Below are 24,960 nucleotides of genomic sequence, written 5' to 3'. Positions count from 1 at the left end.
TTATTTTTAGGAGAAAAAATGGTAAAAAAAGTTTTTGTCGTTCCACATACTCACTGGGATAGGGAATGGTTCTTTACCTCAGATCAAGCGAAAGTATATCTACTAAAAGATTTAAAAGATGTTCTTGATTATCTTGAAGCTTCAGGACAATATGGTTCTTTTTTGCTGGACGGTCAGTCTTCACTAATTGAGGATTATTTAAACTGGCGTCCGCAAGAGCGAAAGCGGGTTGAGAAGTTAGTTAAAGAAAAGAAACTAATTCTCGGACCATGGTATACCCAAACGGATCAGTATCTAGCTTCTGGGGAAAGCATTATTAACAACTTACGTATTGGAATGAAGCAGAGTGATGAATTAGGTGGGCATATGAACGTTGCCTATGTTCCTGATTCATTTGGTCAAGAATCAAGTATGCCCCAAATATATCAACAGCTTGGTATTGATGATGCTGTTTTGTACCGTGGCTTTTCACTTGATAATACTAAGCAATCCGAATTTACTTGGCAAGGTGAGGACGGCTCAGAAATCAGTGTTTTCCGGATGGCCTGTGGTTACTTTATTGGCGGCGTAGTCGATGAAACTAAGCTAGCCCAGTTAATGACTGAAGAACCATTTAAAACAGTTGTTGACCAAGCTTCAACTGATAATGTGCTATTTCCAAATGGCTCTGATATGGCACCGTTACGTTTTGATCTACCTGAGTTTATCGAGCGGCTTAATCAAGCAAATAAAGGAAAGTTCACTTTTGAAGTTGCTTCACTCGAGGATTACATTACAGCTGTTAAAGAAGCTAAACCTGAATTGCGACTGATTACTGGAGAACAGGATTGTGGCAAGGACATGCGTGTTCATAAGTCAATTTCATCTTCACGTGCCGACTTAAAAGCCCTTAACACCAAATTGCAAAATTATCTTGCGAATGTCGTAGAACCAGTTCTTGCCCTGGGAAGCTATTGTGGCTTGTCTTATCCAACCAAAACGCTTGAAGACTTGTGGAAAAAAATGGCTAAGAATGCAGCACATGATTCAATGGGAAACTGTGTGTCTGATCGGGTAAACGCGGATATTAAAGCGCGCTATCAAAAGGTCGAAGATATAGCGACTGCGCTGGTTGAAGTAACTTTGCGGCAGATTTCTACAGGTGTTAAAAATGGTGGTCACCCAATTACACTAACTGTTTTCAATACGTTGCCAGTTGAACGCGGCGGTGTGATAAGCAAACGGATATATTCACCAAGTCGTAACTTTAAAATTCAAGATTATAATGGGCAAAATATTCCCTTTGAAATTACTGCTGTCAAAGATGTAACTGAGTTAATTACGTCTTCAACAATTCAACTTGATCCAGGTCAAGCAATTTATTTACCGGAAAAAGTGTATCAGCTTGATGTGAACATGCAGCTAGCAAGTATCCCCGCTTTTGGTTACAAACAGTTATCTTTGGTTTCAGAACAGGACCAGGAAATTGACTTACCAACAAGACAAACTGGGACCAAGATTGAAAATGAGTTCTATCAAATTTCAGTAAATGTTGATGGTAGTTTAGACATTTTGGATAAACTGAATAATCACTTATATCGGAAACAAGCAATCTTAGAAGAAAATGGTGATGATGGTGACTCCTACAACTATTCACCTGCCAAACAGGATTTAGTTAGTTACTCAACAGCACAACCGCATCGCTCACAATGCATTCAAAATGCACTAAGCAGCAAATTAATCATTGATTACGATTTTAGTGTGCCGAGTGATTTGGCTGCTCGGGCTAAAGGCTTGATTGATGTGAAGATGCCAACGCAAATGATAGTGACACTTGATCAGGCATCAAAGCTGATCAAATTTGAGCTTAATGTCGATAATAGACTGCCAAAGAGTCACCGTTTATGCATCGATTTTGACAGTGAAGTAGTTACTAATACAAGTATTGCCGACATTCAGTTTGGTACAATAAAACGTCCGCTGACGAAGAAGCAAGCTTTAAAAGACTGGCACCAAAATCAAGGTGCATGGCAAGAAAAGCCAATTTCGATTAACACTGTTCAAAGCTTTGTTGCGATGTCCGATCATGAACGTGGGCTTGCACTTATTCCACAAGGAGTTCGTGAATACGAATGTATTGGAAAAGACAACGCCACAATTAGATTAACTGTTTTCCGGACATATGGAATGCTAGGAAAACGCGACTTGCTCTATCGACCGGGAAGAGCATCGGGGGATGAAACCGTGCCAACGCCTGAGGCTGAACTAAATCAGCACTTATCCTTCGAATTAGCCATGACAACCATGCAAACTGGCTATGATCAGGCTGCTTTGGCTAGCGAGGTTAAAGCGTTTGAGACACCACTACAGGTCTATCAATATGCGGAATTTTTGAATGGTCGATTAACTTTTCCATTCAATCCGGTTGAACGCACAGCTGATCCTGAACTCAGCCTCTTTAAGACCGATGACCAGTTAGTTATCAGCACGGTTGAACAAACAGAAGAGGGCACAGGCTATCAAATGAGATTGTATAATCCGCTGTTTCATCCTGTAGGTGACAAAATTACGTTTAATAAGCAACCACAAGTGGTACAGCTAGTCGACTTATTAGGAAACAAAATTGCGGATTTGCAGGTAGACAACCGGACAGTTGTTTTGCCAGAAATTAATCACGCTAAGTTCATGACAGTTTATTTTGAATTATAGGAGAAATTATGGTTAAAGCATATTTTGTAAATCACACACACTGGGATCGAGAATGGTATTTCACTACTCAGGATGCTCAGGTTTTAAGTGACCAATTGTTTACACAAGTTTTGGACGAACTTGAGGATCATCCAGAAGCAAACTTCACTTTGGATGGCCAGATGTCAATTGTGGACGAGTATGTCGAAATTCATCCTGAAGCTAAGGAACGAATTCACCGCCTAGTTAACCGGAAGCAGCTATTCATTGGACCATGGTATACCCAAACAGATGCAATGATACCGAGTGCTGAGTCGTTATTGCGTAACTTGATTATCGGTATTATCGACGCAAGAGAAAATTATGGTGAGCCAATGATGTTAGGTTATTTGCCTGACACTTTTGGCTTTAATGCCAACTTGCCAATGATTTTAAACCAAGTGGGAATCCATGACTTTTTATCTTGGCGTGGGACGAATTTTAAACGACAAACTAATTCTGTATACTTTAAATGGAAAGCAATGGGTGGAAAAGCTGTCTTTGCGGCCAATTTCCCACTGGGGTATTACACCGGTCAAATCGATTTGGAGTCAAAGCGCAACTTACAAGATTTTGTCAAAAATCGCTTAGATAAGGGAATTGAATTTGAAGCATTAAATGGCAATAATGATGAGGTTTTGGTTCCTTCTGGAATCGATCAAATGAACATCATTCATGATGTTTCAAAAACAATTGAAAAAGTTAACGAGCTTTCGCAAAATGATGTCGAAATAAGTACATATCCACAGTTTATGAACAAGTTACGTTCTAAGAAACTATCAGAATATCAAGGGGAATTAAGATACCCAACTTATTCTCGAGTTCACCGGACAATTACATCGGTTAGATCGCGTAATAAGCGTAGTAATTTTGAACTTGAACAAGCTATTACCAGACGTTTAGAACCACTTATGGTAATTGCCAAGTATGCAGATATTCCAATTTCAAATGGAATTGTGGTTAAGCTGTGGAAATTATTATTTGAATTGCAACCACATGACACTTTGGGTGGAAGTGTTACTGATAATGTTGCAGTTGACATGGAGCACCGGATTAAGCAAGCAAACGAGATTACTGATGGTGTGGAAAACTATATTAAGAAGAGAGTTGCACAACGGCTAAATCTGTCTGATCACGATGTTATTGTCTTTAATACTGATCCATACGAGTTTAATGGACGCAAAACAGTTGAAGTAGTTAGTCAAAGTAGTCAAGTTAAATTCCCAGCAGAGAATAAGGCTGTGATTGTGGGCAAAGAAGAAGTTAAATCGCGTCCACATATTATGCAGTTAACGCCAAACGGCTATGAATTTAAGGATGAACCAGGCTACTTTAAGCTCAAGGTCAGTCTAGAAGTAAAAATGGCTGGTTTAGGTTATCAAGTGCTGCATTTCGAGGATAGTGATCAGGCAGTAGATGAGTTCCAGAGCATAAGTGGAAAATCAATTGGTAATCATAGGGTTCAACTGGCCTTTGAAGATGGGGCTTTTTATTTAAGCACTAAATACAAGACATTCAATGATGTTATTAGTATTTATGATCAAGCTAATGATGGTGATACCTATGATTTCTCGCCACTTCGAGGGGATGAAGAGAAGCGACTTGATTGGAATGGAACAATCAAAAAAGAAGTTGCTGATGGAATTGAAAGATTGATTCTAACTGGCACATGGCAGTTACCGTTTGATTTGGAAGACCGGGTTGATGGCGAAGCGCCTAAAACAGCTGATGTCAGTTACCAATTAATTTTAACGATAGCAGCCATTTCGGATGTGATTTCAGCCAAATTAACGATTGATAATCAGGCTTTGTCGCACCGCTTACGCTTGCGTCTAAAAACTGGTATTACGACCAAGACGGCACACGCGCAGATTCAAGGTGGTTTTAGTCAAACAGAAAATGAAGCGATTGATGACAATTGGAACGATGAATTTGTTGAAAAACCAGTTAACATTTATATTTTTGACCGTGCAGTCGGGTTACATGATAAGCAAGACGGTCTCTATTTCTTTGGAACTGGTCAAAAGGAATATGAAAAAGTTGACGATTCCCTATATATCACGCTTATGGCAACTACGGGACAACTGGGTAAATCAGACTTATTGTGGCGTCCTGGACGTGCATCTGGAGACACAACTTCTGTTGGCCATATCATGATGCCAACGCCATTAGCTCAAGAAACTGGAATTAATGAGTTCTCGTTTGGTTTGTATGCCCCAAGTAATGCTGAGCTTGCAGAAAATAAACTGACAAAAGTAATCAGCGATTGGTATGCACCATCTGTTAGTTACCAGATGCAAAAATATAATCTCTTTGTTAATCGTCTTGATAACAAGTTATGGGATATTGAATTTTCACCAAAATTAACCAAGATTGAACAAACTGAATCTTGGCTAAATATCAAGCAAAATGTTGAAGTTTCAGCACTGTATCCTGCATACACAATTAAAAACAACTTGGTTCTCCGTCTTTCAAATCTGACAGCAGAAGTAGTTGATGTTTCTTATCTAAAGGACGCTGGCTTTACTGTAGTGAACGGTTTGGAAGAGATAATTGACCAGGATTACCAAATTGCCCCTTATGATATGTTGACCTTGATCAAGAAAATATAGCAGTTTGTAACTTATATAACTAAATGAGAAGAAGTGAATGTATGAAACTATCTTATAAACGATTGGGAATAATCCTCGAATTTTTATTAAATAATTCCGCCAACCGCTACGTTTCTGCCTCCTTTTTAGCTCAAAAGTGCAATGTAAGTACGAGGACAATTAGATCCGATATTCAAGCATTAAACCGTGAATTAAGCAGTTTGCAAGTTGAAATAAAAAATAAGCGAGGCGAGGGCTTTTACCTAAGTGATTTTGATAAAAAAACTGAGCAAAAGCTAACGGAATTAGCGCGAAGTGATTTGCCTGCCTCAAGTTCAGGTGAGCGAATTGCTGAAGTTGAGCAGTACTTATTGGTTAATAGTCGTGTTAAATTAGATGATCTGACAGAGAAGCTGTTTATCAGTGATAATACCTTCTTCACATACTTGGTAACAATTAAGAAAGAGTTCAGTGATTTTGGACTACGAGTTGTGAAAGATGGAGATGAGTATTATGTTGACGGCTCTGAATCTGCCAAACGCAATTTTATTATTAGTAAACTTATTAATAAGAAGTCGAATAGCTATATCGTTGACTTTACAGAACGCGAGAAGAGTATTTTTGCTAACTTAGATTTGAACTTGTTAAAAGAAACGGTGCATGGTTTTTTACGTCATTATAGTTACCACTTATCGGATATTAATACTAAAAACATTATCTTGCATCTTGCCTTAGCAATCTCGAGAATTAAGATGGGTTACCGGATAGAGACTGGTAATTCGGTGGAAATTAAGCCTCCGGCTCAGAGCGCTATTCAAAAACTGTTTCAAAAATTGGAAGCAGAATTCCAAGTGGAGTTCAATCAAGTAGAAGCCAATGACCTAATTTATCATTTTGCTTTGAATTATCCTGAATGTGTAAGTGAAAATGATCACGTTAGTATAAAGGACAATATTAATAGTGCCATTACGATTTTTTTGGAAAATATCAAAAAAGAGTTTGCAATCGATTTATTAGATGATCGTGAACTGCGGGTTAATTTGACGCAACACTTAACCAATCTAGTGAAAATTAAGACGGTTAATGGTAATCGGAAGAATCCGTTGTTAAACGTCATATTGTCTACTTTTCCCTATGCGTATGAGATTACGGCTTATTCAGCACCAATTTTGGAGCACATGCTCAATTTAAAATTGAATGACGATGAGCTATCCTTCATTACGCTACATATAGGTGCCTCGATTGAGCGGCAGGGAAATCTTTCGTCTCAAAAAAACGCTGCATTAATTTGCGGGAATGGAATTTCCACAGCTGCACTTGTACGCGCAAAATTGCAAACTCAATTTGCTTCCTTTTTAAACATTACGGGAACTTATACCTATGATGAGTATCTAGCAGGTAAAGCAAGTGGTAATGACTTTCTCATTTCGATGGTACCTTTGACTGATGCCAAGGTACCGGTGATTCAAATTGATTTAACTAATTTTCACAATGATATCTTACAACTGTCTGAATATTTGAAGTCACTTAATAATCCATACCGCGCGATTAATAAGCTGTTTGATGAGGAAAATATCTACTTAGTGCAAGAACCGTTATCCAAAGCGCAATTACTCGATATGCTAATTAAAAACTTAGAGCGTAAAAAAATTGTTAACAAAGATTTCAAACAACGTGTAGACGAACGAGAAAAGATGTATTCAACCGCAATTGGTGGAAAAATAGCTATCCCGCATTCCTTAGGCTATGCTACGAAAAAATCAAAGGTATCATTTGCTCGCTTAGATAAACCAATCAAATGGGACGAAAAAAATGAAGTTAAATATGTATTTCTCTTGGCAATTGCTCGTCAAGACTATCTAAGTGTCCAGAAATTATTTGACTTCATTGTTGATTTACAAACTAATCTGACTTTTCGCAAAATTATTGATAAGAGCTCGAGTCCCAAAGAAATTAAGCACGCAATTAGTTCATTAATTAAATCAAGTTACTGATAGTACAAAAATTAATTGATCAGCGAAACGAACTGTTTTAGCAGTTCGTTTTTTGCTAGTTTTAAGTCAAATTGTTCTATACTGAACTTGTAAATAAGCTTGAAGTTAAAGGGTTTTGTCATAGCAATCGGCCTCAACTAAGACTATATTTTTAAAAACTATAGCCAAACTAAATGCTCTTGAGTGAAGAATTACACAATGGTAGAATTGTGCGACAAGGAGATGAAGCAATGAAATTAGAAAAAGCAATGACAATTTTAGGATGGGTTGCCTCTGTGACGGCAATTATTATGTATGTGTCCTACATTCCACAAATTATTAGTAATCTGAATGGAGTTAAAGGCAATCCAATCCAGCCACTCGCTACAGCAATTAATACGCTACTATGGGTTATTTACGGGCTCTTTAAAGAAGAGCGTGATATTCCAATAGCTGCCTGCAATGCCATCGGCTTTGTTTTCGGCTTAATTGCGTTTTTCACTGCTCTATAAGAGTTTAAATATTGAAAGGTCATTCCTACTTTAGGGATGACCTTTTTTCATACTCATATATATACTATTGATAGGAAGTATTCATAGTGACATCACTGACTGAACATCAATACAAGAAAGGCATTTTTCAGTGAACATGTCAGTATTTTAATTATACCAATTGGTTAATATACTTAAAGCAAAGTAAACAAGTGTGTTATATTTTATATAAAGTTAAGAAAGAGACTATTCAGTTCCTAAGATTCTCATTTCTTCTTTGCTGAGGTTTTTTATGAAAAATATGGAAAAGGAAATCATAGAGCAAATTATTTCAAGTAATCCAGAGAAAAATACTGATAGTCACGTGAATATTAGAGAGCCGCTAGTTGATCAAACCGAGGAAAACGTCTCTGTAAATAATGATGTGCGAAAATCAATAGCATATAACGTAGCCTTGACAACACGCAAGGGTATAGTTTCTTACTTTGAAACTAATTCAATGGTAGAAGGAAGCAGGGCCGAATTGATAAGTTCAACTGGTAAAGGTGACGAAGACCATGACTTAAGTGGTTATGGGCTAGACCAAGAGAAACAATTGTCCACTTTCGATAGTCATTCAAAAGGAAGTGGCGAACAAAAAACTTCAGTTAATATTCAATCACCAAAACAATTAATTGATTTGGATAGATCAGTTCCTATAGAAGTTGATTCGTTTACTAAGTTAGCAGAGGTTTGGAATGATTCGAAAATTTGGTAGAGATATCAGCTAAGCACCTCAATTTTATTTTTGTAAAAATATATAAATTTAACATATAAAAGAAAAGCATCTAGCTAATTTAATGAAGTGCCCCTAGATTTGTCCTGATTTTGGGGTTCCTATCATAAAGTTCGGTGCTTTTTAGTTAAGTCCAATCTTTTAAATCACTACTTGTATAAAAGCTTGAACAATTATTTTATCGATTCACTTTTAAGTCGAAATTAAGTAACGCGGATAACTTTATCTGGAACAACAATAAAGTTATCGGTTATAAAACGCCTTTAATTAAGGATTATAATAAATAACAACTATATAAACTAATCATAAAATTTTGATTGGCATGTACTTGCTGAACTGACGGTTATTCTAACACTAACTGGTTTAAAAAACAGTTAATAAAAATACAAGAACTTCTTTATGTCGAACTATAAATATGATAAGCTATATTTGTTATATATTAATATAGGATAATTGGAGAGTATAATTTGAAAAGAGACTTAAAACTAGGTGAAGAGACTAAGAACACAAATTATAAGATGCACAAGAGTAAGAAGAGCTGGCTAGTCAGCTATTCCTTACTTACTTTTATGCTAGGTGGAATTTATCTGGATAGCCAAGCTGGCACTCCAGTTAAAGCGGCTGAAATTGACCCCCAAGTTGGACAAAAGGGAGTAGATCAAAATCTACAGCAGTCGGTGGAAGCAGAGTCTATTGACAGTGCAAAGCAAAATGCTGTAGCTACAATAGATGTGGCTGCAACTACTTCAAAGGATAAAATTAGTTCAGATCAGAATCTTTCGAGTAGTGACAAGGCTATACAGTTAAATAGGGTTGCTGTAGTTGTTGCTCAAGCAAAAGCTAGTGTGAAGGGGGCTAATAGTTTGGCAGATATTAATGCTGTCTTGACGCAAGCTACTAATGCCATTAGTGCATGTTATCGTGCTGGTGTTGCTAATACATCGATTAAGAAAACTAAACAGAGCCTCCAAAAAACACCGACTATTAATAAGGATAAGAAACCACTTGCTAAAAAAGTAAGTGTTTCAACATATGAAGGTTTAAATTCATTCTTTAAGTCAGGTGAAACACCAATTGTTACTAGCTCTGAAAAATCATCTTCAACTGACGAAGTGGTTAAGGATGAAAATGATGTGATTGCAAGTGATCAAGCTGAAGAAACAGCAGAAGTAGCTTCAAGCCCGATTGCATCTGATGCAACTGCTAATGCAAATGATTCTGTGTTACCAAAAAATGCAAATCAAAATGTTGCGCAGGCGGGAGTGACTCCAAGAGCTGATATAGCTAGTAAAGCAGGTACTTACGATAGTGCTCAACTTCTCTCGCAAGGTTACGAAAGCGGACAGTTTCCAACAATGGATGCCAATTATGCTTCATCAAGAACTGGAAAAAATAAAAAGGATAATGAAAAGTATATAGATACATCTAATGATATTTCTCTCCTTCCTCAAATAACAAATCCAGATGCATTTAAGCAAAAAGTTGCAACTGTTTCGACTTTTGAGGATTTGGTAGCGGCTTGGGCTGATAATAGGGTGACTTATATTGATATTGTTTCTGACATTGCTAATAAAGATAACAAATTCCAACTCGATAGGAGAAGCGGAAGAAGCGCAAATGTAATAGTAAATGGTAATGGACATAGAATTGATATGGGAGCAGCCTATTTCAATTCAGATGCAACTGAATATTCCTTTACATTTGTTTTAACAAACGCCAACTTCACTCAAAACGTAAGCGATGATCCATATAAAAGGGGATCTCTAGTTAAATTTTTGGGAGATTATAATTTGGGTGGAGCGCCTAATGGTACGCTCTGCTTTAATAATATTACATTGAAGTCTGGCAATATGGATCCTAAAAAGATGGCTTGGGATGTTGTAAAAGCCGAAGGAGCTACTGCTCACTTTTCTGGTAAAAATTATTTTGAAATTGGTGGCGTCATTAACCGCGATGGCCTTAAAAAAGTGGAATTTGCTAATGATGCTTCGGTAACCGTTAAATCCGGCAGCTCGCGGGATCTAGAACTAGGTGTATTTAATATGAGTTCTGGTGGTGCTGGTGAGTTTTCTTTAGGAGATAGATCTACATTCACAATTTACGATGAGGGAGCGAGTCTTAAAACATCACCTGTTCACGGTGCTACCAAAAAGTGGAAGGCTGGCAACGACGTTACTTGGAATCAACATGGTTGGGGAAGCTTTATTTGTGCAGAGGACTCAGGCAGATCAGATTTAGTTTTTGGAAAGAGATTCACCTTAAATCACGACATTATGACTACAAATCCAGTGTCTACAATTGATGGGTTTAGTTTGTACGAAAGTGAATTAATCCCAGGAGGTAGCCCAAGCCATGCACCAAAAATCTTCTTTAGTGAAGGGGCTTCCATAAATGTAAAGTCAAAGGCTGTTTCTGCTCCCATATTTAATCTTTACGGTGCTGCTGATCAGACGGTACACTCTAAACTGGATCTGAATATGCCGCAATACCCTAATCAAGATTTGGAGAACTATCCAAAAAATTATGATGTTAAGCTTAATATTGCTTTAGACTATATACCGGTATTAGAAATTAATAACCCACGGAATTTGAATTTATCTTATTGTGATGAAAATGGGAATCCGCTAACTCCTTCTGCACCAATAATCCGAACAACTATGGAAGGTCCAGGAGCACCAGGAGTATTTATACTGAATGGCGTGGCGCAACCTTTAAATATTTGGACCGGCAGTAATGTAAGTGCAACTCCTGATGACACCATTAATAAATTTGATAAGCTGAGAATGTGGAAAGATGCTACTCTATATGACGCCGCAGGGAGTGCAACTTCTGTTTCGAGTTTGTTCAAAAATACTCGAGCAATACGGCTTAATAATAATGATTTCTCTGATCTTGGATCAGCTGCTGTTCAATATGTCGATCAAAATGGAGCAGTAATTAAGACCGTGAATATGTCATTTTCGGATAATAATTATGTTGGTCAGAGGCTGCTTCTCCTAGATACTAAATACGTTGTAGATGAAATGCCTCAAGGCTATGTACTGCCCACTGCGGGGCAACTTTATCCAGGTGCTAAAGAAAAAGTAGACCGAATGATAACCGATAAAGACGGTCAAGGTTGGCTTGCATATGTTCCTGGAAGGACCCCAACCAGTGCAACAACTCCAGATCGAGTTTATACTATATATGTTTGGGGTGCTCCACAGACGGTGAATGTTCAGTTTGTGGATATCAATCATAAAGAACGCGGTCCACTTAGCCCCTCGAAGCGGTATTTGTCGTATAAAGACGTGACCCAATCTGCCAATACTGGCAACGTTATAGACTGGACAAGTGAATGGTCAGTTAGTCAACTCCAGTCTGTCTGTCCAAAGGGATATCATCTTTATATCGAAAAAGATGGGGAGGATGTTCAGCCCAAGAGTACCACTGTTGGTGTAGATAATCCAACTGTCACAATATATGTCGAAGGTGATGAAAAAACTGTAGATGTGACATATAGAGAACTAGTTGAAAAGATAAGCCTTTCCCCTTCAAATCCGGTTAAAATTACCGGAAGGGTTGGTGACACGATTGCCATACCTGATGCACCTGCCATGCCCGGATACATCTTTACTAAAGTTACGAATACTAATTCTAGTGGTCCAAATATAGAGACTATTGATATAGGTATAAGCAATCCACAAATTACATATTGGTATATTAATCTTGTACCGTATCAAGATAGCATCGCACAGGCGGGAGAAAATGCCAAAATTGCGATTAATAGTGATAATACTCTTACGCAAGATGAGAAAACTGACCACATTAGAGAGATTGATAAAATATATAGTAAGTACATTGATAAATTAAAAACTGTAAAAACAGTTGATCAGTGTGATCAAGCAGTAAGCGACGCAAAAAGCGAATTCCAGAATATTGTTGACCAAACAGGCTTACCGTTAGAAACCCAGAAGCAAAATGCTAAGGACAAAATAGATCAAGCTGTTGCAGCAGTTAAGGAAGTAATAGACACTGATAAAAACCTCACTTCAGCTGAAAAGGCAGATATATGGTCAGAACTAAGCGGATCAACGGCTACAAGTGCTAAAGATGCGATTGATGCTGCGACAAATGCGGATGAAATAATTGCAGCCTTAGAAAAAGGGATAAATGATGTCCAATCATATACGCCAGAAATGACACTGGAAAAGAGGAAGGAAAAAGCCAAAGCAGAACTGTCTGGATTGACACAATCGGTCAAGAACACAATTAACTCTGATTCTACTCTGTCTGCCGATGAAAAAGCAGCGCAAAAAGCAGCAATAGATAGTGATGTTCAACAAGGAACTGAAGAAATTGCTAATGCAAAAGATGCTGATGAGGTAGTTAAGCTTCTTGAAGATTGGATAAACCAAATTAAGTCAGAGTACAAACCAGGTGGTAATGGTTCTGGCTCCAATGGCTCCGGCTCCAATGGTTCAGACTCGAACGGCTCAGATTCGAACGGTTCCGGCTCCAATGGCTCCGACTCGAATGGTTCAGATTCCAATGGCTCCGACTCTAATGGTTCAGGTTCAAATGGTTCAGATTCGAACGGTTCTGGCTCCAACGGCTCCGGTTCGAACGGCTCAGACTCGAATGGCTCCGGCTCCAACGGCTCAGGTTCAAATAGCTCTGACTCCAACGGCTCAGAATCCAACGGTTCAGGTTCAAATGGCTCTGACTCAAACGGTTCAGAATCAAATGGTTCAGGTTCAAACGGCTCAGAATCCAACGGTTCTGACTCAAACGGCTCCGAATCAAATGGCTCCGGCTCCAACGGTTCAGGTTCAAACGGCTCAGAATCCAACGGTTCGGAATCCAACGGTTCAGGTTCAAACGGCTCTGACTCCAATGGCTCAGGCTCCAACGGTTCTGGTTCAAATGGCTCAAGCTCAAATGGTTCAGGCTCCAACGGTTCAGGTTCAAACGGCTCAGACTCGAACGGTTCCGGTTCAAATGGCTCAGGCTCCAACGGTTCCGGCTCAAATGGCTCAGACTCGAACGGTTCCGGCTCCAACGGCTCAGGCTCCAACGGTTCCGGCTCAAATGGTTCTGACTCGAACGGTTCCGGTTCAAACAGCTCAGACTCGAACGGTTCCGGCTCCAACGGTTCCGGCTCAAATGGCTCAGACTCGAACGGTTCCGGCTCAAATGGTTCTGACTCAAATGGCTCAAACGGTTCCGGTTCAAACGATTCTGACTCAAATGGCTCAGGCTCGAACAGCTCAGGCTCAAATGGCTCAGGCTCGAATGGTTCCGAATCCAACGGCTCAGACTCAAATGGCTCCGGCTCAAATGGCTCAGACTCAAACGGTTCAGGTTCCAACGGTTCCGGCTCAAATGGCTCAGACTCGAACGGTTCAGGTTCAAACGGCTCAGACTCAAATGGCTCAGACTCAAATGGCTCCGGCTCAAATGGTTCAGGTTCCAACGGCTCAGACTCGAACGGCTCAGACTCAAATGGCTCTGACTCCAACGGCTCAGGCTCCAACGGTTCTGACTCAAATGGCTCCGGCTCAAATGGCTCAGGCTCGAACGGCTCAGGTTCAAATGGTTCCGGCTCCAACGGCTCCGGTTCAAATGGTTCTGACTCCAACGGCTCAGGCTCAAATGGTTCCGACTCCAACGGCTCCGGTTCCAACGGTTCTGATTCAAGTGGTTCCGGCTCCAACGACTCAGGTTCCAACGGTTCTGACTCGAACGGTTCTGGCTCCAACGGCTCCGGTTCAAATGGTTCTGATTCAAACGGCTCAGGCTCGAACGGTTCCGGCTCAAATGGCTCAGGCTCAAATGGTTCTGATTCAAATGACTCAGGTTCAAATGGTTCAGACTCAAATGGCTCAGGCTCCAACGGTTCCAACGGCTCAGATTCAAACGGCTCAGGCTCAAATGGCTCAGGCTCAAATGGTTCCGGTTCAAATGGCTCTGACTCCAACGGCTCAGACTCAAATGGCTCAGGCTCCAACGGTTCCGGCTCCAACGGTTCTGACTCCAATGGCTCTGACTCGAACGGCTCAGGTTCAAATGGCTCAGGCTCCAACGGTTCTGACTCGAACGGCTCCGGTTCAAATGGCTCAGGTTCCAACAGTTCAGGTTCCAACGGCTCCGGCTCAAATGGCTCAGGCTCCAACGGTTCCGGCTCAAATGGCTCAGACTCAAATGGCTCAGGCTCCAACGGTTCTGACTCCAACGGTTCCGGTTCAAATGGTTCTGAATCAAACGGTTCCGGCTCCAACGGTTCAGGTTCCAACGGCTCCGGCTCAAATGGTTCAGGTTCAAATGGCTCAGGCTCCAACGGCTCCGGCTCAAATGGCTCTGACTCCAACGGCTCAGGTTCGAACGGTTCCGGTTCAAATGGTTCAGACTCAAACGGCTCAGACTCAAATGGCTCAGGCTCAAATGGTTCAGGATCCAACGGCTCCGGCTCCAACGGTTCCGGTTCAAATGGTTCAGGATCAAACGGCTCCGGCTCCAACGGTTCCGGTTCAAATGGCTCAAGCTCCAACGACTCTGACTCAAATGGCTCAGGCTCCAACGGCTCCGGCTCGAACGGCTCCGGCTCGAACGGCTCAAGCTCCAACGGTTCCGGTTCAAATGGCTCTGACTCCAACGGCTCAGGCTCCAACGGCTCAGGCTCGAACGGTTCCGGTTCAAATGGCTCAGGTTCCAACGGCTCAGATTCAAATGGATCTGGCTCGAACGGTTCAGGATCAAACGGCTCTGACTCAAATGGTTCAGGTTCCAACAGTTCCGGTTCAAATGGTTCCGGCTCTAACGGCTCCGGCTCCAACGGTTCCGGCTCAAATGGCTCAGGCTCCAACGGCTCAAGCTCCAACGGTTCAGGTTCAAATGGCTCAGACTCCAACGGCTCAGGCTCGAACGGCTCAGGCTCCAATGGCTCAGGCTCCAATGGCTCCAGCTCGAACGGTTCAGGTTCAAATGGCTCAGACTCAAATGGTTCTGACTCCAACGGCTCAGGCTCAAACGGCTCAGACTCAAATGGTTCAGGCTCAAATGGTTCTGACTCGAACGGTTCAGGCTCAAACGGCTCCGAATCAAATGGCTCAGGTTCAAATGGTTCCGAATCAAACGGTTCAGGCTCAAACGGCTCAGGCTCAAATGGCTCCGAATCAAATGGTTCCGGTTCAAACGGCTCTGACTCCAACGGCTCAGGCTCAAATGGCTCCGAATCAAATGGTTCCGAATCAAACGGTTCTGACTCGAACGGTTCCGGTTCAAATGGCTCCGAATCAAATGGTTCTGACTCAAACGGCTCAGGCTCCAACGGCTCAGAATTAAATGGTTCTGACTCGAACGGTTCAGGCTCAAACGGCTCCGAATCAAATGGTTCTGACTCGAACGGTTCCGGTTCAAATGGTTCCGAATCAAACGGCTCAGGCTCAAATGGCTCCGAATCAAATGGCTCAGGCTCCAACGGTTCTGACTCGAACGGTTCCGGTTCAAATGGCTCCGAATCAAATGGTTCAGACTCAAACGGCTCAGGCTCCAACGGCTCAGAATCAAATGGTTCTGACTCGAACGGTTCAGGCTCAAATGGCTCCGAATCCAACGGTTCTGACTCGAATGGTTCAGGCTCAAACGGCTCAGAATCAAATGGCTCCGGTTCAAACGGCTCCGAATCAAATGGCTCCGGCTCAAACGGCTCAGAATCCAACGGTTCTGACTCGAATGGTTCAGGCTCAAACGGCTCAGAATCAAATGGTTCTGACTCGAACGGTTCAGGCTCAAATGGCTCTGACTCAAATGGTTCCGGTTCCAACGGCTCTGACTCAAACGGCTCCGGCTCAAATGGCTCCGAATCAAATGGTTCTGACTCAAACGGCTCAGGCTCAAACGGCTCAGAATCAAATGGTTCTGACTCGAACGGTTCAGGCTCAAATGGCTCTGACTCAAATGGTTCCGGTTCCAACGGCTCTGACTCAAACGGCTCAGGCTCAAATGGCTCCGAATCAAATGGCTCAGAATCCAACGGTTCTGACTCGAACGGTTCCGGTTCAAATGGCTCCGAATCAAATGGTTCTGACTCGAACGGTTCCGGTTCAAATGGTTCCGAATCAAACGGTTCTGACTCGAACGGTTCCGGTTCAAATGGCTCCGAATCAAATGGCTCCGAATCAAATGGTTCTGACTCAAACGGCTCAGGCTCAAACGGCTCAGAATCAAATGGTTCTGACTCAAACGGCTCAGGCTCAAATGGCTCCGAATCAAATGGTTCTGACTCAAACGGCTCAGGCTCAAACGGCTCAGAATCAAATGGTTCTGACTCGAACGGTTCAGGCTCAAATGGCTCTGACTCAAATGGTTCCGGTTCCAACGGCTCTGACTCAAACGGCTCAGGCTCAAATGGCTCCGAATCAAATGGCTCAGAATCCAACGGTTCTGACTCGAACGGTTCCGGTTCAAATGGCTCCGAATCAAATGGTTCTGACTCGAACGGTTCCGGTTCAAATGGTTCCGAATCAAACGGTTCTGACTCGAACGGTTCCGGTTCAAATGGCTCCGAATCAAATGGTTCTGACTCAAACGGCTCAGGCTCCAACGGCTCAGAATCAAATGGTTCTGACTCGAACGGTTCAGGCTCAAACGGCTCAGGTTCAAATAGCTCAGAATCAAATGGTTCCGAATCAAACGGTTCAGGCTCCAACGGCTCAGAATCAAACGGTTCAGGCTCAAATGGCTCTGACTCAAATGGTTCAGGCTCTAACGGTTCTGACTCAAACGGCTCAGGCTCAAATGGTTCTGACTCGAACGGTTCAGGCTCCAACGGCTCAGGCTCAAATGGCTCTGACTCAAATGGTTCAGGCTCAAATGGCTCAGGTTCAAATGGCTCCGGCTCCAACGGCTCCGGCTCCAACGGCTCAGACTCAAATGGTTCAGGCTCAAACGGCTCAGGCTCCAACGGCTCTGACTCAAATGGTTCAGGCTCAAACGGTTCCGGCTCTAACGGTTCAGGTTCAAATGGCTCCGGTTCAAATAGCTCTGACTCAAATGGTTCCGAATCAAACGGTTCAGGTTCAAATGGCTCAGGCTCAAATGGTTCTGACTCGAACGGTTCAGGCTCAAATGGCTCAGAATCCAACGGTTCTGACTCGAATGGTTCAGGCTCAAATGGCTCCGGTTCCAACGGTTCTGACTCGAACGGTTCAGGTTCAAATGGCTCCGAATCAAATGGTTCAGGCTCCAACGGTTCAGGCTCAAATGGCTCTGACTCAAATGGTTCCGGTTCAAACGGCTCTGACTCAAACGGCTCAGGCTCAAATGGCTCCGAATCAAATGGCTCAGGCTCCAACGGTTCTGACTCGAACGGTTCCGGTTCAAATGGCTCCGAATCAAATGGTTCTGACTCAAATGGCTCCGAATCAAATGGCTCAGGCTCCAACGGTTCTGACTCGAACGGTTCCGGTTCAAATGGCTCCGAATCAAATGGTTCTGACTCAAACGGCTCAGGCTCAAACGGCTCAGAATCAAATGGTTCTGACTCGAACGGTTCAGGCTCAAACGGTTCCGGCTCTAACGGTTCAGGTTCAAATGGCTCAGGTTCAAATAGCTCTGACTCAAATGGTTCCGAATCAAACGGTTCAGGTTCAAATGGCTCAGGCTCAAATGGTTCTGACTCGAACGGTTCAGGCTCAAATGGCTCAGAATCCAACGGTTCTGACTCGAATGGTTCAGGCTCAAATGGCTCCGGTTCCAACGGTTCTGACTCGAACGGTTCAGGTTCAAATGGCTCCGAATCAAATGGTTCAGGCTCCAACGGTTCAGGCTCAAATGGCTCTGACTCAAATGGTTCCGGTTCAAACGGCTCTGACTCAAACGGCTCAGGCTCAAATGGCTCCGAATCAAATGGCTCAGGCTCCAACGGTTCTGACTCGAACGGTTCCGGTTCAAATGGCTCCGAATCAAATGGTTCTGACTCAAACGGCTCAGGCTCAAACGGCTCAGAATCAAATGGTTCTGACTCGAACGGTTCAGGCTCAAATGGCTCAGAATCCAACGGTTCTGACTCGAATGGTTCAGGCTCAAATGGTTCCGGTTCCAACGGTTCTGACTCGAACGGTTCCGGTGCAAATGGCTCCGAATCAAATGGTTCTGACTCGAACGGTTCCGGTTCAAATGGTTCCGAATCAAACGGTTCTGACTCGAACGGTTCCGGTTCAAATGGTTCCGAATCAAACGGTTCAGGTTCAAATGGCTCCGAATCAAATGGTTCAGGCTCCAACGGTTCAGGCTCAAATGGCTCTGACTCAAACGGCTCAGGCTCAAATGGCTCCGAATCAAATGGCTCAGGCTCCAACGGTTCTGACTCGAACGGTTCCGGTTCAAATGGCTCCGAATCAAATGGTTCTGACTCAAACGGCTCAGGCTCAAACGGCTCAGGCTCAAATGGTTCTGACTCGAACGGTTCAGGCTCAAATGGCTCAGAATCCAACGGTTCTGACTCGAATGGCTCAGGTTCAAATAGCTCAGAATCAAATGGTTCCGAATCAAACGGTTCAGGCTCTAACGGCTCAGAATCAAACGGTTCAGGCTCAAATGGCTCTGACTCAAATGGTTCAGGCTCTAACGGTTCTGACTCAAACGGCTCAGGCTCAAATGGTTCTGACTCGAACGGTTCCGGTTCAAATGGCTCCGAATCAAATGGTTCTGACTCAAACGGCTCAGGCTCAAACGGCTCAGAATCAAATGGTTCCGAATCAAACGGTTCAGGCTCCAACGGCTCAGAATCAAACGGTTCAGGCTCAAATGGCTCTGACTCAAATGGTTCAGGCTCTAACGGTTCTGACTCAAACGGCTCAGGCTCAAATGGTTCTGACTCGAACGGTTCAGGCTCCAACGGCTCCGGCTCAAATGGCTCTGACTCGAACGGTTCAGGCTCAAATGGCTCAGAATCCAACGGTTCTGACTCGAATGGCTCAGGTTCAAATAGCTCAGAATCAAATGGTTCCGAATCAAACGGTTCAGGCTCCAACGGCTCAGAATCAAACGGTTCAGGCTCTAACGGTTCTGACTCCAACGGCTCAGGCTCAAATGGTTCTGACTCGAACGGTTCCGGCTCAAATGGCTCTGACTCAAATGGTTCAGGCTCAAATGGCTCAGGTTCAAATGGCTCCGGCTCCAACGGCTCCGGCTCCAACGGCTCTGACTCAAATGGTTCCGGCTCCAACGGCTCTGACTCAAATGGTTCCGGCTCCAACGGCTCTGAATCCAATGGTTCCGGCTCAAACGGTTCCGGCTCAAACGGTTCAGGTTCAAATGGCTCAGGTTCAAATAGCTCTGACTCAAATGGTTCCGAATCAAACGGTTCAGGTTCAAATGGCTCAGGCTCAAATGGTTCTGACTCGAACGGTTCCGGCTCCAACGGCTCAGGCTCAAATGGTTCAGGTTCAAATGGCTCCGAATCAAATGGTTCAGGCTCCAACGGTTCCGGCTCAAATGGCTCTGACTCAAATGGTTCCGGTTCAAACGGCTCTGACTCAAACGGCTCAGGCTCAAATGGCTCCGAATCAAATGGCTCAGGCTCCAACGGTTCTGACTCGAACGGTTCCGGTTCAAACGGCTCTGACTCAAATGGCTCAGGTTCCAACGGTTCTGACTCCAATGGCTCTGACTCCAACGGCTCAGGCTCCAACGGCTCAGGCTCCAACGGCTCAGGTTCCAACGGTTCCGGCTCCAACGGTTCCGGCTCGAATGGCTCAGGTTCCAACGGTTCCGGCTCCAACGGTTCTGACTCAAACGGCTCAGGCTCAAATGGTTCCGGTTCAAACGGCTCTGACTCAAATGGCTCAGGCTCAAATGGTTCAGGTTCCAACGGTTCCGGTTCAAATGGCTCTGACTCAAACGGCTCAGGCTCCAACGGTTCCGGTTCAAATGGCTCTGAATCCAACGGCTCAGGCTCAAATGGTTCAGGCTCCAACGGTTCAGGTTCCAACGGCTCTGACTCAAATGGTTCCGGCTCCAACGGCTCAGGCTCAAATGGTTCCGGCTCCAACGGTTCAGGTTCCAACGGCTCTGACTCAAATGGTTCCGGCTCAAACGGCTCAGGTTCAAATGGCTCTGAATCCAACGGCTCAGGCTCAAATGGTTCAGGCTCCAACGGTTCAGGTTCCAACGGCTCTGACTCAAACGGCTCAGGCTCAAATGGTTCCGGCTCCAACGGCTCAGGCTCAAATGGTTCCGGTTCAAACGGCTCTGACTCAAATGGCTCAGGCTCCAACGGTTCCGGTTCAAACGGCTCAGGTTCGAACGGTTCAGGTTCAAATGGCTCAGGTTCGAACGGTTCCGGTTCAAATGGCTCTGAATCCAACGGCTCAGGCTCAAATGGTTCCGGCTCCAACGGTTCAGGTTCCAACGGCTCTGACTCAAATGGTTCCGGCTCCAACGGCTCAGGTTCAAATGGCTCTGAATCCAACGGCTCAGGCTCAAATGGTTCCGGCTCCAACGGTTCAGGTTCCAACGGCTCTGACTCAAATGGTTCCGGCTCCAACGGCTCAGGTTCAAATGGCTCTGACTCCAACGGCTCAGGCTCAAATGGTTCCGGCTCCAACGGTTCAGGTTCCAACGGCTCTGACTCAAACGGCTCAGGCTCAAATGGTTCCGGCTCCAACGGCTCAGGCTCAAATGGTTCCGGTTCCAACGGCTCTGACTCAAATGGCTCAGGCTCGAACGGTTCCGGTTCAAACGGCTCAGGTTCGAACGGTTCAGGTTCAAATGGCTCAGGCTCCAACGGTTCCGGTTCAAACGGCTCTGACTCAAATGGCTCAGGTTCAAATGGCTCAGGTTCAAATGGCTCAGGCTCCAACGGTTCTGACTCCAACGGCTCAAGCTCCAATGGCTCTGACTCCAACGGCTCAGGCTCCAACGGCTCAGGCTCCAACGGCTCAGGTTCCAACGGTTCCGGCTCCAACGGTTCCGGCTCGAATGGCTCAGGTTCAAACGGTTCCGGCTCCAACGGTTCTGACTCAAACGGCTCAGGCTCAAATGGTTCCGGTTCAAACGGCTCTGACTCAAATGGCTCAGGTTCAAATGGCTCAGGTTCAAATGGCTCAGGCTCCAACGGTTCTGACTCCAACGGCTCAAGCTCCAATGGCTCTGACTCCAACGGCTCAGGCTCCAACGGCTCAGGCTCCAACGGCTCAGGTTCCAACGGTTCCGGCTCCAACGGTTCCGGCTCGAATGGCTCAGGTTCAAACGGTTCCGGCTCCAACGGTTCTGACTCAAACGGCTCAGGCTCAAATGGTTCCGGTTCAAACGGCTCTGACTCAAATGGCTCAGGCTCGAACGGTTCCGGTTCAAATGGCTCTGACTCTAACGGCTCAGGCTCCAACGGCTCAGGCTCCAACGGCTCAGGTTCCAACGGTTCCGGCTCCAACGGCTCTGACTCGAACGGCTCAGGTTCAAATGGCTCCGGCTCAAATGGCTCTGACTCGAACGGCTCTGACTCAAATGGCTCAGGTTCAAATGGCTCTGACTCGAATGGCTCAGGCTCAAATGGCTCAGGCTCGAACGGTTCCGGCTCAAATGGCTCCGGCTCCAACGGTTCCGACTCAAATGGCTCCGGCTCAAATGGTTCAGGCTCAAATGGTTCAGGTTCAAATGGCTCAGGCTCAAATGGTTCAGGCTCCAACGGCTCAGGCTCCAACGGCTCTGACTCAAATGGCTCCGGCTCGAACGGTTCCGAATCCAACGGCTCCGGTTCAAACGGCTCTGACTCAAATGGTTCAGGCTCGAATGGCTCAGGCTCAAATGGCTCCGAATCCAACGGTTCCGGCTCGAACGGTTCCAACGGCTCTAACTCCAATGGCTCAGGCTCGAACGGTTCCGGCTCCAACGGCTCTGACTCAAACGGTTCCGACTCAAACGGCTCAGGCTCAAATGGTTCCGGTTCAAATGGCTCCGAATCCAACGGCTCAGGTTCAAATGGTTCAGGCTCCAATGGCTCAGGCTCCAACGGCTCAGGCTCCAACGGCTCTGACTCAAATGGTTCCGGCTCGAATGGCTCAGGCTCGAACGGTTCCGGCTCCAACGGCTCGGGTTCAAATGGATCTGGCTCGAACGGTTCCGGCTCGAACGGTTCTGACTCAAACGGTTCCGGCTCCAACGGCTCAGGCTCAAATGGTTCCGGCTCCAACGGTTCAGGTTCCAACGGCTCTAACTCCAATGGCTCAGGCTCGAACGGTTCCGGCTCCAACGGCTCTGACTCAAACGGTTCCGACTCAAACGGCTCAGGCTCAAATGGTTCCGGTTCAAACGGTTCAGGCTCAAATGGCTCCGGCTCCAACGGTTCAGGTTCTAACGGCTCAGAATCAAATGGTTCAGGTTCAAACGGTTCCGGCTCAAATGGCTCAGGTTCCAATGGTTCCGGTTCAAACGGTTCTGACTCAAATGGCTCAGCTTCAAACGGTTCCGGTTCAAATGGCTCCGGCTCCAACGGCTCAGACTCAAACGGCTCAGGCTCCAACGGTTCCGGTTCAAATGGTTCCGGCTCAAATGGCTCCGGCTCCAACGGTTCCGGCTCAAATGGCTCCGGCTCCAACGGTTCCGGCTCAAATGGCTCCGGCTCCAACGGTTCCGGCTCAAATGGCTCCGGCTCCAACGGTTCTGACTCCAATGGCTCTGACTCGAACGGCTCCGGTTCGAACGGTTCAGGTTCCAACGGCTCAGAATCAAATGGCTCCGGTTCCAACGGCTCAGGCTCCAACGGCTCAGGCTCAAATGGTTCAGGCTCAAACGGTTCCGGCTCCAACGGCTCAGGCTCAAATGGTTCCGGCTCCAACGGTTCCGGCTCAAATGGTTCAGGCTCAAATGGTTCAGGCTCAAACGGTTCCGGTTCCAACGGCTCAGAATCAAATGGCTCAGGCTCAAATGGTTCCGGCTCGAACGGTTCCAACGGCTCAGACTCGAACGGTTCCGGCTCGAACGGTTCCGGCTCCAACGGCTCAGAATCAAATGGCTCAGGCTCCAACGGCTCAGGCTCAAATGGCTCCGGCTCCAACGGCTCAGGCTCAAATGGCTCCGGCTCGAACGGTTCTGACTCAAATGGCTCCGGCTCAAATGGCTCAGGTTCAAACGGTTCCGGCTCAAATGGTTCCGGCTCAAATGGCTCAGGCTCGAACGGTTCCGGTACTACTACCGGTGAAGGTAGCGCAGCTGAAAACGCAAGTGAAGCAGTTGAAAGGAAACTTACTCACAATGCCTACTTCTATGATAAAGACGGTAAGCGTGCAAACCTACTAGTTGCAAAGAGAGGTTCATTAATTTCAACTTTTGGAACCAAAAAGATCGGCAAACGTGAATTCTACTTAACTAATAATGGAATGTACGTAGCTGTGAATAACTTTAGAGCACAAAAACGTACTTTGAAGAAACCAGCCTTTGTTTACAATAAAGATGGTAAAAGAGTAGGAACTAATGTACTCAAGAAGAACACTAGGATTGGTACATACGGAGATCCAGTGATAATTCATGGTAAGTCATACTTTATTGTTGATAATAATCGCTATGTTAAGGCAGCTAACTTTGGAACTATTACTTTGGAAGCAAGTAATAAACTAGCAGATGGAGTTACTTCAAATGCAGTGCTAGGACACGACGCATACATATACAATGGATCTGGTCAAAGAACTAACAAGATAGTATTGAAAGCAGGATCACAGGTTTCAACAGGTGAGACTAAGACAATCGATGTTCGTGAGTTTACTGAAATCGGTAAGGATCAATATGTTGCAAGCGATAATATCACTGGAACGACTAGAACAACCAAACGAAAAGCGTATATTTACAGTCAGTATGGTAATCGTATTGGCAAGACGACGATTGGTAAGGGCGAGAAAGTTCAAACATATGGCGATATTGTTGTAATAAAGGGTAAGGTATATTACTCTATTGGAAATAAACACTTCATTATGCAAACTGCTTTTAAGTAGAAGAAAGCTAAGAAGTTAAAAGTAAAAAGAAGCTCCTACGAAATGTAGGAGCTTCTTTTTATGTGGATATGATATTTGAAAAGTAGAAAAAGCACTTGATTAAACTTAATTTACACAGAATTTAGGTAATAGAAAATTCTAAGAGCGCAATAGTTTTTAGGTAAGTACAATCTTTTTAAATGAAAAAACTTGAGCGGTGCTTTATCAATTAACTTCTAAGTTAAAATTAAGTAACATTGATTACTCTTGTGGGGATAAGGAATAAAGAAATCGGTTATAAAACACTTTTAGTTAAGGGCTATAATAAATAACGACTATATGAACTAATTATAAAATGGTAATTGGCATGTATTTGCTGAGCTGACGGTTACTCTAACTCCAACCAGTTAATAAAACGGTTAATAAAAATACAAAAACTTCTTTATGTAATGCGTTGAATATGATAAACTACAGTTG

6 protein-coding genes are annotated in these 24,960 nt (G+C 44.3%); all 6 read left to right on the top strand.

What is annotated here, in order from left to right:
• Positions 1 to 18 precede the first annotated feature (18 nt).
• The gene (locus tag DKL56_RS05915; RefSeq protein WP_109715743.1) at positions 19 to 2,688 is read left to right on the top strand and encodes a glycoside hydrolase family 38 N-terminal domain-containing protein; all 2,670 of its coding nucleotides are present in this window, start codon (positions 19 to 21) and stop codon (positions 2,686 to 2,688) included.
• Positions 2,689 to 2,696: 8 nt separating this feature from the next.
• On the top strand, positions 2,697 to 5,318 hold the full coding sequence (locus DKL56_RS05910) for a glycoside hydrolase family 38 N-terminal domain-containing protein (protein WP_109715742.1): 2,622 nt from the start codon (positions 2,697 to 2,699) through the stop codon (positions 5,316 to 5,318).
• Positions 5,319 to 5,359: 41 nt separating this feature from the next.
• Positions 5,360 to 7,291, top strand: a complete 1,932-nt coding sequence (locus DKL56_RS05905; protein WP_162542511.1) for a BglG family transcription antiterminator — start codon at positions 5,360 to 5,362, stop codon at positions 7,289 to 7,291.
• Between the two features lie 230 nt (positions 7,292 to 7,521).
• Positions 7,522 to 7,782, top strand: coding sequence for a SemiSWEET family transporter (locus DKL56_RS05900; RefSeq protein WP_046307494.1), 261 nt, complete (start codon positions 7,522 to 7,524; stop codon positions 7,780 to 7,782).
• Between the two features lie 271 nt (positions 7,783 to 8,053).
• Entirely contained in the window at positions 8,054 to 8,518 is a 465-nt protein-coding gene (locus tag DKL56_RS05895; RefSeq protein WP_109715740.1) for a hypothetical protein, read from the top strand.
• A 485-nt stretch (positions 8,519 to 9,003) separates the two neighbouring features.
• Positions 9,004 to 24,504, top strand: a complete 15,501-nt coding sequence (locus DKL56_RS07870; RefSeq protein ID WP_162542510.1) for an SLAP domain-containing protein — start codon at positions 9,004 to 9,006, stop codon at positions 24,502 to 24,504.
• The last annotated feature ends 456 nt before the right edge of the window (positions 24,505 to 24,960 follow it).

It is taken from the genome of Lactobacillus apis (genome assembly GCF_003150935.1).
GTDB lineage: Bacteria > Bacillota > Bacilli > Lactobacillales > Lactobacillaceae > Lactobacillus > Lactobacillus apis.
The sequence above is the reverse complement of the archived record's forward strand: the minus strand, read 5'-3'. Positions and strand labels throughout refer to the sequence as shown.

What these genes read in the sequence shown, in the direction of transcription:
- DKL56_RS05915 (WP_109715743.1), top strand. Translation starts at nt 19, where the DNA reads ATGGTAAAAAAAGTTTTTGTCGTTCCACATACTCACTGGGATAGGGAA.
- DKL56_RS05910 (WP_109715742.1), top strand. Translation starts at nt 2,697, where the DNA reads ATGGTTAAAGCATATTTTGTAAATCACACACACTGGGATCGAGAATGG.
- DKL56_RS05905 (WP_162542511.1), top strand. Translation starts at nt 5,360, where the DNA reads ATGAAACTATCTTATAAACGATTGGGAATAATCCTCGAATTTTTATTA.
- DKL56_RS05900 (WP_046307494.1), top strand. Translation starts at nt 7,522, where the DNA reads ATGAAATTAGAAAAAGCAATGACAATTTTAGGATGGGTTGCCTCTGTG.
- DKL56_RS05895 (WP_109715740.1), top strand. Translation starts at nt 8,054, where the DNA reads ATGAAAAATATGGAAAAGGAAATCATAGAGCAAATTATTTCAAGTAAT.